Origin of the sequence: Amycolatopsis minnesotensis, assembly GCF_039529815.1 — a bacterium.
GTDB classification, from domain to species: domain Bacteria; phylum Actinomycetota; class Actinomycetes; order Mycobacteriales; family Pseudonocardiaceae; genus Amycolatopsis; species Amycolatopsis minnesotensis.
Genome location: NZ_BAAANN010000032.1, coordinates 14,919 through 29,310 on the forward strand (window position 1 = coordinate 14,919; position 14,392 = coordinate 29,310).

The 14,392-nt window shown below is 68.7% G+C and carries 15 protein-coding genes; 6 read left to right on the plus strand and 9 right to left on the minus strand.

Annotated features, from left to right (window positions below; genetic code table 11):
- Positions 1-12: 12 nt before the first annotated feature.
- The 3 genes from ABD256_RS32310 to ABD256_RS32320 form a co-directional block, all read right to left on the minus strand.
- Complete coding sequence (locus ABD256_RS32310; RefSeq protein WP_344427725.1) at positions 13-855, minus strand: sigma-70 family RNA polymerase sigma factor; 843 nt, start codon at positions 853-855, stop codon at positions 13-15.
- Positions 856-986: 131 nt separating this feature from the next.
- Entirely contained in the window at positions 987-1,358 is a 372-nt protein-coding gene (locus ABD256_RS32315; RefSeq protein ID WP_344427728.1) for a DUF742 domain-containing protein, read from the minus strand.
- Positions 1,359-1,460: 102 nt separating this feature from the next.
- The gene (locus tag ABD256_RS32320; protein WP_344427730.1) at positions 1,461-3,749 is read right to left on the minus strand and encodes a (Fe-S)-binding protein; all 2,289 of its coding nucleotides are present in this window, start codon (positions 3,747-3,749) and stop codon (positions 1,461-1,463) included.
- Between the two features lie 147 nt (positions 3,750-3,896).
- Here ABD256_RS32320 and ABD256_RS32325 point away from each other — a divergent pair, with 147 nt between their 5' ends.
- Positions 3,897-4,226, plus strand: a complete 330-nt coding sequence (locus ABD256_RS32325; RefSeq protein WP_344427733.1) for a DMT family transporter — start codon at positions 3,897-3,899, stop codon at positions 4,224-4,226.
- The gene (locus ABD256_RS32330) at positions 4,223-4,783 is read left to right on the plus strand and encodes a TetR/AcrR family transcriptional regulator (protein ID WP_344427736.1); all 561 of its coding nucleotides are present in this window, start codon (positions 4,223-4,225) and stop codon (positions 4,781-4,783) included. Before ABD256_RS32325 ends, ABD256_RS32330 begins: the two co-directional genes overlap by 4 nt.
- Positions 4,784-5,213: 430 nt before the next feature.
- Here the strand turns inward: ABD256_RS32330 and ABD256_RS32335 are convergent, their stop codons facing one another.
- Entirely contained in the window at positions 5,214-6,338 is a 1,125-nt protein-coding gene (locus tag ABD256_RS32335) for an FAD-dependent oxidoreductase (protein ID WP_344427738.1), read from the minus strand.
- A 60-nt stretch (positions 6,339-6,398) separates the two neighbouring features.
- Complete coding sequence (locus ABD256_RS32340; RefSeq protein ID WP_344427740.1) at positions 6,399-7,775, minus strand: purine-cytosine permease family protein; 1,377 nt, start codon at positions 7,773-7,775, stop codon at positions 6,399-6,401.
- A gap of 350 nt (positions 7,776-8,125) precedes the next feature.
- Between ABD256_RS32340 and ABD256_RS32345 the strand changes: the two genes are divergently transcribed.
- Together ABD256_RS32345 and ABD256_RS32350 are read left to right on the plus strand one after the other, a co-directional pair.
- The gene (locus tag ABD256_RS32345; protein WP_425546559.1) at positions 8,126-8,551 is read left to right on the plus strand and encodes a GNAT family N-acetyltransferase; all 426 of its coding nucleotides are present in this window, start codon (positions 8,126-8,128) and stop codon (positions 8,549-8,551) included.
- A gap of 292 nt (positions 8,552-8,843) precedes the next feature.
- Entirely contained in the window at positions 8,844-9,863 is a 1,020-nt protein-coding gene (locus ABD256_RS32350; protein ID WP_344427743.1) for an HNH endonuclease signature motif containing protein, read from the plus strand.
- Positions 9,864-10,257: 394 nt separating this feature from the next.
- Here the strand turns inward: ABD256_RS32350 and ABD256_RS32355 are convergent, their stop codons facing one another.
- Complete coding sequence (locus ABD256_RS32355) at positions 10,258-10,809, minus strand: TetR/AcrR family transcriptional regulator (RefSeq protein ID WP_344427746.1); 552 nt, start codon at positions 10,807-10,809, stop codon at positions 10,258-10,260.
- Between the two features lie 88 nt (positions 10,810-10,897).
- Here ABD256_RS32355 and ABD256_RS32360 point away from each other — a divergent pair, with 88 nt between their 5' ends.
- Positions 10,898-11,638 (plus strand): SDR family oxidoreductase, encoded by a 741-nt coding sequence (locus ABD256_RS32360; RefSeq protein ID WP_344427749.1) that lies wholly within the window; start codon positions 10,898-10,900, stop codon positions 11,636-11,638.
- 37 nt (positions 11,639-11,675) lie between these two features.
- On the opposite strand, the gene ABD256_RS32365 is transcribed toward ABD256_RS32360, so the two are convergent.
- Positions 11,676-12,155: an SMI1/KNR4 family protein gene (locus tag ABD256_RS32365; protein ID WP_344427752.1), complete on the minus strand. Its 480-nt coding sequence runs from the start codon at positions 12,153-12,155 to the stop codon at positions 11,676-11,678.
- A gap of 149 nt (positions 12,156-12,304) precedes the next feature.
- Positions 12,305-13,273: a helix-turn-helix transcriptional regulator gene (locus ABD256_RS32370; RefSeq protein WP_344427756.1), complete on the minus strand. Its 969-nt coding sequence runs from the start codon at positions 13,271-13,273 to the stop codon at positions 12,305-12,307.
- 109 nt (positions 13,274-13,382) lie between these two features.
- Here ABD256_RS32370 and ABD256_RS32375 point away from each other — a divergent pair, with 109 nt between their 5' ends.
- Positions 13,383-13,778, plus strand: coding sequence for a VOC family protein (locus ABD256_RS32375; RefSeq protein ID WP_344427759.1), 396 nt, complete (start codon positions 13,383-13,385; stop codon positions 13,776-13,778).
- Between the two features lie 162 nt (positions 13,779-13,940).
- On the opposite strand, the gene ABD256_RS32380 is transcribed toward ABD256_RS32375, so the two are convergent.
- Entirely contained in the window at positions 13,941-14,360 is a 420-nt protein-coding gene (locus tag ABD256_RS32380) for a hypothetical protein (protein WP_344427761.1), read from the minus strand.
- Positions 14,361-14,392 lie beyond the last annotated feature (32 nt).

Genomic DNA, 14,392 nt, shown 5'->3' on the forward strand with positions numbered 1-14,392 from the left:
CCCGTCGCCCGGTTAGAGGAACCGTTGCAGCGCGCCTTCCACCACCGCGGCGAGCCCGTCCGCGTCCGGCGCCGCGAATGCCGCGTCGCACGCGCCGTTGAGGCCCGCGAACGCCTCCGGGGTGCCGATGCCGACCGTTTTCGCGCCGAGCTGCCGCGCCGTCCACGCGGTCATCAACGCGATGTGCGCGCTGTTGCCGTCGGCCTTGCCGGTGACGATCGTGACGATTCCGGCGCCGTCGAGGAATTCGCGCACATTGTCCGCTTCCCATTGCGCGCCACCGGCCACGAATTCGACGTGCGGCAGGTTCGCCAGCCCGGACACGCGCAGCTCTTCGAGCGCTCTCAGCCCGTCGGCGCCGATACCGGCGATCACGACCCGCTCGGGCAGCCGCTGCGCGCGCTCCTGGAGCTTGCGGATGTTCTCGAGCCGCTCCAGTTCGGCCGCCACCACGTCGACGGGGAGGTCGAGCGTGCCCGCGATCTCGTTGGCGGTCAGGTCCTCCAGGAAGTGCAGCGCGCCGACGGTCCTGGTCACCGGCGGCAGGTCGCGCAGGGTCGCGCGGAGCAGGCGCTGCGCGGACTGGCGGTGCAGCACCGCGAGCTGCCCCGGTTCCCAGGCGGGCAGGCCGTCGCGGCGCCTCGATCGGCCGTACCGGTTTTCGCGACGGTACGCGTCGGCGACGGCACGCACGGCGAGCCCGGTCGCGGACCGGTAGTTGGCGGGAAGCGAGCGTTCGCGGCGTTCGTCCCAGAGGCGGCGGAGCGCTTCGTACGCTTCGTCCGTCGAGGCGACGGCCAGTTCTTCGTCGCCACCCGCGGCGACCCTGGCGGTGGCCAGCGTGCGGGGTGCCATCGCACGAACGAAACCCACGAAGTCTGGGGGATCCGTATTCTCGCGCACTGTCATGATGGTGCGCGATGAAGGGGCTCCAAGCCCAAGAGAGTGCTAAAGGTTACTCCATCCGGGTTAGACGGAGAGCACTCTCAGAGCCGTTGCAGCCCGTCGAGGACCCGCTCCATCAACGCCAGCGGCGGACGCCCGGCCGTCGTGGTTTCCCCGCCCTGGAGGTGCACGAGCCGCAGGTCGGCGAGGTCGCTGACGACGACACGGGTGACGCCGAGCGGGATCCCGAGGAAGGCCGAGATTTCGGCGACGGACACCGGCGTCCCGCAGATCTCGTGCACGCGCCAGTAGGCGGGTCTCGTCGGGACGCGGTTCATGCCCTGCTCGGGCGCCACCGTGACGAGCGTTTCCAGCGCGAGCCGGTGCGTGCACCGGGTGCGGCCACTGGTGAGCACGTACGGCCGCGTCCGTGGGCGGATGGGGTTCCTTGATCGCATTCCGTCACCGGCCATGTGCGGGAAATCAGTGCGGCCGCGCACCGTGTTACGGGTTGACTCGAAAAGACGCTTCCCTGCACAAAAAATTTATGCGGGGAAGCGTCTTTTCGGGTGGTGTTATTTGTCTTCTTCGGAAAGCGGCGTTCCGGTGGTCACCTTTTCGGTCGATTCGTCGGCCTTGCCGTCGGCCTCCGCGTCGGCGCCCGTTTCGGGGGCGGGATTGCGCTTCACGGCGGTCAGCAGGAGCTGCGCGACGTCCACGATCTCGACCGATTCGGCCGCCTTGCCGTCGTTCTGGCGCGCGGTCAATCCGTCGTTGAGCATCACGCGGCAGAACGGGCAGCCGGTCGCGATCTTCGACGGCGCGGTGCCGAGCGCTTCGTCGACGCGCTCGATGTTGATCCTTTTCCCGATCTTTTCTTCCATCCACATGCGCGCGCCACCGGCGCCGCAGCACATCGACTTGTCGCCGTGCCGCGGCATTTCCCGAAGCTGTGCGCCCGCCGCGCCGACCAGTTCGCGCGGTGCGTCGTAGACCTTGTTGTGGCGGCCCAGGTAGCACGGGTCGTGGTAGGTGACGTCCTCGGCGACCGGGGCCACCGGGGTGAGCCGCTTCTCGCGCACCAGGCGGTTGAGCAGCTGCGTGTGGTGCACGACGTCGAACTGGCCGCCCAGCTCCGGGTATTCGTTGGCGAGCGAGTTGAAGCAGTGCGCGCAGGTCACCACGATCTTGCGCTGCAGCGGGTCGCGGCCCTCGAACACCGAGTTCAGCACCTCGACGTTCTGCTGCGCGAGCATCTGGAACAGGAACTCGTTGCCCGCGCGCCGCGCCGGGTCACCGGTGCAGGACTCCTCCGGCCCGAGCACCCGGTACTCGACGCCCGCGATGTGCAGCAACTCCGCGACGGCCCGCGTGGTCTTCTTCGCGCGGTCCTCGAAGGCGCCGGCGCAGCCGACCCAGAACAGGTACTCGGCCTCGCCGAGATCGTCGGATGTAACGCCGTAGACCGGCACCTCGAAGTCGAGGTCCTCGGCCCAGGCCATCCGGTCCTTGGCGTTCTGGCCCCACGGGTTGCCCTTGTTCTCCAGGTTCTTGAACATCCCGTTCAGCTCGGACGGGAAGTTCGACTCGATCATCACCTGGTAGCGGCGCATGTCGATGATGTGGTCGACGTGCTCGATGTCGACGGGGCACTGCTCGACGCAGGCGCCGCAGCTCGTGCACGACCACAGCACCTCGGGGTCGATGACGCCGAGCTCGCCGGCGTCGCCGATCAGCGGGCGCTCCGCCTCGGCGAGCGCGAGCACGTCGATCCCGGCGTGCCGCTCCTCCTCGGTTTCACCCTTGAGGCCGATTTCGTCCCCGGCCATGTCCTTTTTGCCGCCCGCGAGCAGATACGGCGCCTTCGCGTAGGCGTGATCGCGAAGCTGCGTGATGACGAGCTTCGGCGAGAGCGGTTTCCCGGTGTTCCACGCGGGGCACTGCTCCTGGCAGCGGCCGCATTCGGTGCAGGTGCTGAAGTCGAGCCAGCCCTTCCAGCTGAAGTCCTCGATCTTCCCGGCGCCGAACACGTCCTTTTCGGGGTCGGCCTCTTCGAAGTCGAGCGGCTTGCCCTCGCTCATCATCGGCTTGACCGCGCCGAGTGCCACGCCGCCGTCGGCCTCGCGCTTGAAGTAGATGTTGAAGAACGCGCTGAACCGGTGCCACGCGATGCCCATGGTCATCGTCCTGGCGATCACGATCAGCCAGACGGTGGCGCTCATCAGCTTGATGAACGCGAACACGGAGACGAGGTCCGGGCTGGCGGGCAGCAGCTCGCCGATGGGGTTCGAGACGAACGCGGCCCAGGTGGGCGTCTCGTGGGCGTGCAGCGCGGCCTTCGCGGCGCGGACGCCGATGATGCCGATGCCCTCGATCAGCACCACGGCCTCGATGAAGTAGGCCCACTTGAAGTTCGAGCCCTGGAACCGGCTCTGGCGATCGGCGCGGCGCGGGTGGTTGCGCTGGCGGACGCCGATCAGTACCAGGATGCCGACGATGGTGCCGACCCCGAGCAGCTCCATCAGCAGGCTGAACAGCGACCAGTCGTCGAGGATCGGCCAGCCCCACTCCGGCACGAAGACCTCGCCGTAGGCCTCGAACAGGGCGAGCGAGCCGATCAGGAAGCCCCACATCACGAGCCAGTGCGCGGGGCCGACGGAGCGCTTCCGGTTCATCCGGGTGTGCGCGGCGAACTCCTTGACGAGCGTGCCGAGTCTCGCCATGAACGGGCCGTTGCGGGTCCCGTCCGGCTGGCCGAGGCGGATGATGCGCACGAAGCGCGCGATCGTCGCCGCGAACATGCCCCAGGCGACGATGCCGAGCAGGACCGAGAGCCCGCCTAGCGTCAGCTGTACAGCGCCCATGATCGGGTGCCTTTCGTCCGGATGTGGTGGGTAGCGCGGAGCTTAACTCTTCTTACTGATGAGTAACCGATCAGCGGACCCTAAGTCCCCCTGATGTGGCACAGGACTCTCTTTCTAATGGGACGATCGTTCAGGTAGTTTTGGGGCATGCTCGCTTACCTGTTGCTGGGCGTGGCCGTGGTGGCCGAGGTCACCGCCACGATTTCACTGAAACTCTCCGAGGGCTTCTCGAAACTGGGCCCGTCGGTGCTCGTCGTGGTCGGCTACGGCGTCGCGTTCTTCATGCTCTCGCAGGTGCTGAAGCTCGGCCTGCCGATCGGCGTGGCGTACGGGATCTGGGCCGCCGCCGGGGTCGCGCTGGTCGCCATCGTCGGCGCGGTGTTCCTGCACGAACGGCTCACGCCGACGATGATCGGCGGGATGGTGCTCGTGATGGCGGGCGTGCTGCTCATCGAACTCGGCGGTGCGCACGGGTGAAACCGCAGCCGGACGGGCGGAAGGCGCGCGGCGAGAAGCGGCGCGCGGAGATCATCGACGCGGCCCTGCGCGTGATCGAACGCGATGGCGTCGCGGGCGTGACGCACCGGACGGTCGCCGTCGAGGCCGGGGTGCCGACCACGTCGACCACCTACCACTTTTCCTCGTTGGACGACCTGCTGATCGCGACGCTCATTTCGTGCGCGCGGGACATGGCGACCGAGGTCTACTGGATGATCGACCGCGCGCGCTCCCGCGGCAGCCGCGGCGCCGAAGAGGTCGCCGGGCTGCTCGCCGAAGCGCTGGGGCCGCGGCGGGGCCGGACGATGGCGGAGTACGAGCTGTACCTGCTCGCCGCGCGCCGCCCGGAACTGCGGCCCGCCGCGCGGCGGTGGCTGGACGTGCTGACGTCGATGGTGCGCCACGACGACGAAGTAGCGTTCCGGGTCTTCCTCGCCGGTATCGACGGCCTGCTCATCCAGGGCCTGATCGACGACGAACCCCCGTCGGCCGAGGAACTCCGCCCCGTCGTGGACTACCTCCTGAAACCCCGCTGACCTATGCTTTTCCTTATAGGGGGCGCTTTTCGTCCCTGAAGGGGTCCTTCGGGGAATCTGACGCCACAATCTCGCCCCTCGTCCCTCGCAGCGCGCGGCATGGTGATGCTGATGCCCCGAAGGGGCGCCTTCACGGCATCACATTCACCCAGGGGCCCCTTCAGCGCATGCGCGGCGGTCGTCGCCGATCCGTCTCCCACTGTGCTGCTCTGAGCACTGTGCTGCTCTGAGCACTGCGCTGCCCTGAAGCACTGCGCTGCCCCGAAGGAGCACTGTGCTGCCCTGAAGGTCGCCTTCGGGGAATCTGATGCCGCGAAGGTCACCTTCGGGGCATGAGGATCGCCAACGCCGCGCGCTGCGAGGGCCGCTCCCTTCGCGAGCGTCGGCGGCGCGGTGCACGAGGGCCGTGGCATCACGGGCTCGGGGCGGGTCAGTGCTCGGGTGCGCCGAATCGGGCCAGTTCGTCACTGTCGTGGCGTTCGAGCAGACCCTCGGCGCCGTTTTCGAGGGCGCGGGCCGTTTCGATGGACCGCGGGAGCATGGTCGTTTCGTAGTGCTCGATGGCGTCTTCGATCGTGGCGGAACCGGCCAGCGCGAGGGCGAGTTCGCAGGCATCGAGCATGGCCAGGTTGACGCCGACGCCGAGCGGCGGCATGAGGTGGGCGGCATCACCGAGCAGGGTGACGGTCTTCGAGCGCGCCCAGGTGTGCGGGACCGGCAGCACGAACAGCGGGCGATCGACGTACGGCCCGTCGTTGCCGGTGATCATCCGGAGCAACGACGGCGCCCAGCCGTCGAAGACGTCGAGCAGCCGCGCGCGGATCTTGGCGGTGTCGCTCAGGTTGTTCGCGGCGATCCAGTCGGCTGGCAGGCGCTGGATGATGTAGACGCGGATGTGGTCGCCGCTGTTGCGCTGGGCGAACAAGGCACGGTCGCCGTCGGCGGCGGTGGCGCTGCCCTGGCCGACGAGCTCGGCGACGTCGGGGTGCGCGTTCTCGACGTCCTCGAACCAGGCTTCCAGGAGGCTGATCCCGCTGTACTGCGGTACGGCGGGCGACACCGCCGCGCGTACGCGGGACGAGGCGCCGTCGGCACCGATGACCAGGTCCGTCTCGACGGTGGTGCCGTCGGTGAAGTGCAGTTGCCGCGGCCCGTCGTCCGGGCCGCTGACCCGTTCGAGGGCGCGGCCCCACCGCACGGTCCCCGGCTCCAGCGAGCCGAGCAGCAGGTCGCGCAACTGGCCGCGGTCGATCTCCGGTTTGAAGAGCTCGCCCTCGTCGGGCACGTGGTGGCCGACGAGGCGGCCGGCCGGATCGAGCGCGCGCATCTCCTGCCCCTCCGGGCGCGACCGTCTGAAGAACTCGTCGAGCAGGCCCGCCTCGCGCAGGGCGAGTTGCCCGTCGTCGGCGTGCAGGTCGAGGGTGCCGCCCTGGTTGCGGGCCTTCGGGTGCGGGTCGCGGTCGTAGACCGTCACGGGGATGCCGTGCTTCTGCAGGATGCGGGCGCCGGTGAGGCCGCCGGGACCCGCGCCGATGATGCTGATTCGTGAGTTCATGGCTGCTCCTCTCGTCCGTGGTGACACGTCCAGAAAAGCAGAATCACTAAAAAAGTGCAATCACTTCACTAATCGAGTGTGGCCACCTTCGCGGCGCATGAGCGCCGCGTAGAGCGCGCCGGGGACGAGGAGGCCGAGCAGCCACGAGATGTCGGCGCCGCCGAGGACCGGGGCCATCGGGCCGACGAAGATGCCGTCGACGTTGGCGAACGGGATCTGGATCGCGATGCCGAGTACGTATGCGATCAGCGCGCGAGCCGACCAGCGCCCGTAGCGGCCGTTCGGGTCGTACACCGCGTCGAGGTCGTAGGTTTCCTTGCGCACCAGGTAGAAGTCGACCAGGTTGATCGAACTCCACGGGGTCAGGAAGTACAGCAGGAAGTCCAGGAAGAGGACGAAGTTCGAGAGGAACTCGCCCCGTCCGAGTATCGCGAGCACGCCGCCGAGCACGCCGACGGCCGCGATGTAGGTGACGCGCGCGGCCTGCGAAAGCGCGGCGCGGCGGCTGAACGCGGTCAGCGCGGTCGCGACGGTCATGTACCCGCCGTAGATGTTGAGCACGTTCACGGTGAACTTCCCGATCGCGACCGCGAACAGCAGCGGGATCAGCAAGGCCTCGCCACCGAGGCCGACCACGTAGGCGACTTCGTGGCCCTTGAACGCCTTCCCGGCGATCGCGTAGGCCAGCGCGCCGAACGACATCGCCCACACCGCGCCCAGCACGGTGCCGCCGTAGGTCCACCAGAAGGTCGAGCGCACCGAGGTCGCCGACGGCAGGTAGCGCGAGGTGTCGGCGACGTACGGGCCGAAGGTCAGCTGCCAGGACGCGGTGAGCGAGAGCGCGAGGAGGAACTTGGGGAAGTCCAGGTGCGGCGCGGCGAGCACGGCACCGAGGTCGTGCCCGCTGACCAGCCGGATCGTGAGGTACGCGAAGACGACGACGGAAAGCGCGGACGCGACCCAGCCGAACCGGTGGATCAGCCGGTACCCGACGATCGCGATGAGGGCGGAAGCGACGGCGTACACGGCGATCGCGGCGTCCGCGGGCAGGTGCGTGATCTGCGCGACGGCCTGGCCGCCGAGCACGTTGCCGCTGGCGAAGTAGCCGAGGTACATCACCACGACGAGCACCAGCGGCAGCACCGCGCCGTACACCCCGAACTGCGCCCGCGACTGGATCATCTGCGGGATGCCGAGCTTCGGCCCCTGCGCGGCGTGCAGTGCCATCGGAATGCCACCGAGCGCGTTCCCGAGCACGACCGCGACGATCGCCCACAGCGGATGCACGCCGACCAGCACGGTCAGCGCCCCGGTGACGGCGGAGGTGATCTGCGTGTTCGCCGCGAACCAGAGCGTGAAGAGGCTGCGGGGATGGCCGTGCCGCTCGGATTCCGGGACCGGGTCGATCGACCGCCGTTCAAGGGTCGCGGCTGCCATGTGACCTCCTGTGATCGTGCTTGGAGGCACTTAACGGCAGGGGGACCTGGATGGCCTAGTGGGCGGGACCGGAATCCGTCTGAGATCCGAGACGCTGAGTGAAGGCGGCCCAGGATCGGGTGGAGGTTCGGACGGTGCCGGAGGTGCGGGCTTTGGTGCCGCGGATTGGGCTTCGGGCGGCCTCCTTCACCTTGGGGAGTCTGGTTCCCTTCTCCCACAAGGAAAGCCGCGCGGGGTGATGCGATGGGTGTCGCCATGACCTCGTTCTGTCACCGGGGTCCGGCAGTTTTCGGGGCTGGTCCTCGGAAACTGGTACAGATTCGCGCCACCCGTGCGCTAGTTTCACGGGCATGATCACGACCAAGGGCGACTACGAACTCGACGACGACCGTACCCGGGTGGACACCGACGTGGTGTGGGACTTCATGTCCACCGAGGCGTACTGGGCGCGCTGGCGCGAACGCTCCGATGTGGAGGCGCAGCTCGCGGCGGCGTGGCGGATCCTCGGCGTGTACGAAAAGGATTCTGGCCGCATGGTCGGTTATGCGCGCGCGATCTCCGACGGGGTCAGCATCGCCTATCTCGCCGATGTCTTCGTGCTCGACGCGGCTCGCGGGAACGGGTTGGGGAAGGCGCTCGTGCACGAGATGGTCGAAAACGGGGCCGGGGCGAGGATGCGGTGGATGTTGCACACGAACGATGCGCACGGGTTGTACGCGCAGTTCGGGTTTGGGGTGCCGGATGGTACTTATCTGGAGCGGCCTTCTCGGCGGTGACGTGTTTGGGGGGCGCGGTGATTGCCAACGGAACGAAAACCCTTGGTCGCCTTGGTGTGCCGTCCCCGACGCATTGTTGGTCCCGGATTTTTGTTGGCTTGCGGTGTTGTTGTGGGCGCGTTGTGGCAGGTAGTCATCTTTGTTGTACCTGATCGGGTTAATGGTTGATTGGTAGAATTGTGGCGTGGATGTACTGGAGATTTCTGACGGTCGGGTTATTTCTGATTCTGCGGAGCATTGGAAGAGATGGTTCCGGTTTGGGCAGGCGATGTTGTTGCGGCAAATCGCGCAGATGAGTGGGGTGTGGTCGCGAAGATCGGTGCTGGCGTGGGTGGCGTTGTCGTGCAACTGCACCCAAGCCGGGGCGGAGAAGAAAGCGGCGCTCGCTGACGCGGTGACCTCCTACCTCCCGCGCACCCTGGAGGCGTTGGAGAACGGGCTCATCGATGAGGGCATGGCATCGAAGGTGTTTGAGGCTACCGCGTGTGCGTCCCGGGAGGTCGCGGCTGAGGTGGACTCGCGGTTGACGTTCGAGAACAAGAATCCGGGCTCGTTACGACGGATGGCCAACTCGCTGCTGATGCGGGTCGACCCCGAGGAGTACGAGCAGCGGCGGCGAGCGAAGACGGCGGCGCGGATGGTGGAGATCCGGCACGGGGATCACGGGTCCTCGACGTTGTTCGCGGAGTTGCCCTCGGATCGGGCACAGGCGATCTACGCCCTGTGTGACCGGTACGCGTTGGACAAGAAGCGCCAAGGCGACATGCGCACCACGGACCAGCTCAGAGCCGATGGCCTCGTGGAACTGTGCCTGGGCGGGGAGTGCGGAGGTAAGCCGACGGCGCAGGTCTTCGTCTACATCGACCTGCCGACCCTGACGGGCCTGCGGAACAACCCCGCCGAACTGGCCGGATGCGGCGAGATCTCACCCGAGATGGCCCGCGAGATCGCCTTCGACCCGAACTCGGTGTGGAACCGGATCGTGTCCGAGCCAATGACCGGGCTACCGATCGACATGGGCCGCAAAAGCTACCGGCCGTCGAAAAAGATGCGCAGGTACGTCCAGGTCTTGCACCGCACCTGCTACCTGCCGGGCTGTTTCCGGCCCGCCCAGTACAGCGACCTCGACCACATCCAGCCCTGGAGCGAAGGCGGCGGCACCGACAAAATCAACTTCCGGCCCTTCTGCCGCGTGCATCACGGCCTGTGCGACGAACCCGGCTGGGAATTCCACACCGACGACGACGGCACCATCACCGTCACCACCCCCGACGGCCGCACCTACACCGAAAAACCGACCGGATTCTGCTGACTGTCCTAACTGGACTCTTCGATCAACGGGCGGAGCGGGTCGCGGACGCCCGCGATGTCGAGGCCGCGGAGCAGCCTGGGGGTGACGTCCTTCAGGCGATCAGCTGCACCTCGGTCGAGTCGACGTCCACACCTCCCGCGCGCCCGAAGTGCCGTTCGAACCGACAGCCCTGTCCAGGTCGATCACCGTGATCGGGTGCGGGCCCTGGCCGGTGAACGGCGGTGCGTTGCCACCCGCGGTCTTCGTGGCCGGTCAGCACCGTGGTGAGCGGGGGCTGGCCCTGCGGGACCGTCAGGTGGGGACGAGTGCCGTCGGGTTGGGGGCTTGTGGTGCACGGGGGTACCACCGGAAGCGCGGCGACCGATTCATTCCCGGCGCGAGCTGGGCCGGGTGGCTAGTCCCGGCGACGCAGGCCGTCCACGACGAGTTCCAGCAGGTGCCGCGCGCGGGTGTCCCACTCGGCCTCGTCGAGCCGGGAAAGGTAGCCGGTGAGCAGGATGACATCGCGCGCGTCGACATCCGGACGGATCGTGCCATCGGCCTTGCCCGCGACGAGCAGCGCGGTCAGTGCGTCGCCGATCGGACCGTGGCTGTGCGCTACCAGATCACGCTGGACGCCCGCCTCGACCGCGGCGAACACGCCGCGCTTGACCCGCGCGTAGTCGATCACCCGGTCGAACCACAGGCGCAAGGCGGCGAGCGGTTCGTGCTCGGTCAGCAGTGCGGGCGCCGCCGCGACGAGCTCGTCGACGTCGTAGGCGTACACCTCGGCGAAAAGCGCCTCCCGCGTCGGGAAGTGGCGGTACAGGGTGCCCTGCCCGACGCCCGCCTCCTTGGCGATCGCGTTCAGCTTCACCTCGCCGGAGCGCGCGATGACGGTGCGCGCGACCTCGATGATGCGCGCGCGGTTCTCCGTCGCGTCGGCGCGCCGACGGGTCGCGTTCATCAACCCTCCCTTTGCCTAAGCGGACACGTGTCCGGTACGGTTTCACGGGTTAACCGGACACGTGTCCACTCTATCGCGGAGGGTTCCCATGTCAGCAGTCGACGGCAAGGTCGTCGCCATCACCGGGGCGAGCAGCGGCATCGGCGAGGCCACCGCGCGCCTGCTCGCCGAACGCGGCGCCGCCGTCGTCCTCGGCGCGCGCCGCACCGAACGCCTCGAACGGCTCGCCGCCGACATCCGCGAGCAGGGTGGCCGCGCGGTCGCCTGCCGGATGGACGTCACCCGGCGGGCGGACCTGGACCGGCTCGTCGAACGCGCCGTCGCCGATTTCGGCAGGCTCGACGTGCTGGTCGGCAACGCGGGCATCAGCAGGATCAGCCCCGTCGCCGACCTCGACGTCGACGGCTGGTCCGCCATGATCGACGTGAACCTCCGCGGCGTGCTCCACGGGATCGCCGCGGCGCTGCCGGTGTTCCGGGAGCAGGGTGAAGGGCATTTCGTGACCACGCTGTCGACGGCGGGCATCAAGATCAAGCCGACGATGGCCGTCTACGCCGGAACCAAGAACGCGGTGCGCACGCTGCTCGAAGCGCTGCGCCAGGAATCCACCGACGGGACACTGCGCACCACGTCGATCTCGCCCGGTTTCGTCGGCACCGAGCTCGCGTCCTCCATCGACGATCCGGTGGTGCGCGAAGGGATCCAGCGCACGATGGAGGCGTTCGCCATCCCGCCCGCGGCCGTCGCCAGCGCCATCGCGTTCGCCATCGAGCAGCCGCGTGACGTCGAAATAGGCGACATCACGATCCGCCCCACCGTGCAGGACTAGCTTCCGGTCACCTCCGCGCGGTGAGCGGGCTCAGGGATCACTCGTCGTCGGTGCCTTCGGTCCGGCAGAAGTCGACCAGTTCCGCGAAGTTCGTGAACCGGGTCAGCTCCCCGTCGTCCACTTCGTACCGCCAGGCGATCCACTCCCCCTCGGCGCCGGGGTCGGCCGGATCGAGCAGCCAGTAGTCGTGGCCGCCCGCCACCAGCAGCGACCGCTCGAAGATCGCGGGCGGATGCCAGTCCCCCTCGTCCGGGTGCTGGTCCGACTCGCCGTAGAAGACCTCGGCGACGGCGATCGAGGTCTCGCCCGCGGCGGTGTCGCGGAACCAGGCGAGGCGGTCGCACGAGTACAGCTCGTCGGTCCACGCGCCGATGCCGGGGCACCCGTCGCTGGTCAGCAGGAAGTGGCGGAAACTCGGCGGAAACCGCACAGCGAGGCGGTGTTCGGCCGCTGCCACGGCCCGCTCGGTGCCGGGTTCGTTCCCCAGCACGCCACCTTCCCCATGACGATCGTCCACCGCGGCGTCTCCTTTCCTGGTTCTTGGCTGGGGTCCGTCGTGCGGAAGCCGCCCTCCATCGCGACATGATCGGTGATGAAGAGGGCGGGTTACCCGCGCTCACCGCCGAAACTGCCCTCGCGGACAAACATCCGAATCCGAAAAACTGGTCAGTCTTCCTGACACGCGTCGGCGTGGCCCGCGAGCCTGCCCGCCAACGCGCGCACGAGGTCGCGGAGTGCTTCGGGCCGTTCGAGGACGAACGGCCGGTCGAGCGCGGCGAGCAGCGGCGGTATCCAGTCGAGCCGCTGCGCCCTGATCCGGGCCCGCACCCAGGGCGCGTCCTCGTCCAAGGTCGCGATGGAGGGCGGGAAGACGGAGCGGACGTGCTCCGGCGTCGAGCGGATCCGCACGGACACCTCGTGCCGGTGCGGCGCCTCGGCGATCGCGGTCAGCACGTGCTGGGCCGGGTCGAAGCCCGCTGGCACGTCGAAGGTTCCGGCGCCCGCCTCGGCGGTCTTGATCCGGTCCACGCGGAACGTGCGGACCTGCCCGCTGGCGGAGTCGAAGCCGGTCAGGTACCACCGCCCGGAATGCGCCACGACCCCGTACGGGTGGACGACGCGTTCGCTCGCGCCGCCGTGCCCCGCGGTGTAGGCGAGTTCGACCTGGCGGCGATCCCGCGCCGCTTCCGCGACCGTGAGCAGCACTTCGGCCTCGGCGGTGAGCGCCGATCGCGCGGGCGCGGTGAAGTCGGCGATCTCCAGCAGCGCGTCGAGCCGTCGCCCGACGGCCTCGGGCAGCACCCGCCGTACCTTCGCGGCCGCGCTCTCGGCGGCCGCGGCGGAGGTGGTGATCAGCCCGGCGCGCCTGCCCGCGACCAGGCCGAGCTGGACGGCGAGCGCCTCTTCGTCGCTGAGCATGAGCGGCGGCATCCGGTAGCCGGGCGACAGGCGGTACCCGCCGTACCGCCCGCGCACCGAGCGGACCGGGACGTCCAGGTCGAGCAGGTGCTCGACGTAGCGGCGGACGGTGCGCTCGTCGACGTCGAGGCGCTCGGCGAGCTCGGCTACGGTCCGGGTGCCGCCGCGCTGGAGGATCTCCAGCAGGGCGAGTACGCGCGCGATCGGCCGGGTCACCGGCGAAGTTTCGCAATACCGGGCGGATCCTGTCCACTATTGCTTCTAGCGTGGCCGGTGTCCCCAGGAGGACGGGTCAGGACCGCTCTCCCCGTCGAAAGGATCCGCCATGCAGTTCGTTTCCGTCCGCGTCATCACCGACGACATCGCCCGCCTCGTCGAGTTCTACGAGCGGGCGACCGGCCTCCAGGCGCGATGGCCCGCCGAGCGGTTCGCCGAGTTCGCCGGCGCGTCGTGCACGCTGGCGATCGGCAGCGCCGAGACGATGGCGCTGTTCAGCGCCGGGGCCGCCGTGCCGGGGTCGAACCGGACCGCGATCCTCGAGTTCCTCGTGGACGACGTCGACCGCGAGTACGAGCGGCTGGCGAGCCTGGCCCCCGAGATCGTGCAGAAGCCGACCACGATGCCGTGGGGGAACCGCTCGCTGCTGTTCCGCGACCCCGACGGCAACCTGGTCAACTTCTTCACACCGCGGACCGAGGCCGCCCGCGCGAGGCTTGCCTGACCACGGCTTTCCCGCCGCGAAGGGAGCCTTCACGGCACCGCGTTCCCCGAAGCGCTCACCCGCACCGGCCCGGACGGCACCGACCGGCGCGCACTGTCCACTATGGATGAATTCGCCGATGCGCTGGACGGTGGGGTCCGGACCTGGCTCGCCGGGCAACGGTCAGCGTGACTTCGGGAAGGCCGCCCGCAGCACGGGCCCGTTGACGAGGAAGGCGGCGGGCACCAGTGCGACGGCGCCCGCGATCTGCAGCACGGCGAACCACAGCGGGAGCGCGCCCGGGATGCTGTCGACGGCGACGAGCGCGATCGGCGCGACCACCGAGATGATGCGGACGCGCACATGGGCCCACCGCTTTCCCCGCGCGGCGAGGTCGGTGAACCAGTAGGTCACCACCGCGCTCGCGAACATCCCGGCTCCCCGGCCCCACATGAACGAGGTCACCTCGTGGCCGGTGACCGAAAGAACGACGACCACGGCGAGGACGGCGGCGCTGAACGCGCCGTAGGCCGCGACGGACTTCTTCACGGTGCCGAAGACCCGGTGCGTGTCGACCGGCGCGGACTGGGTGCTGGTTTCCATTTTTCCTTCTTCCACTTTGGTGTGGTAACGAA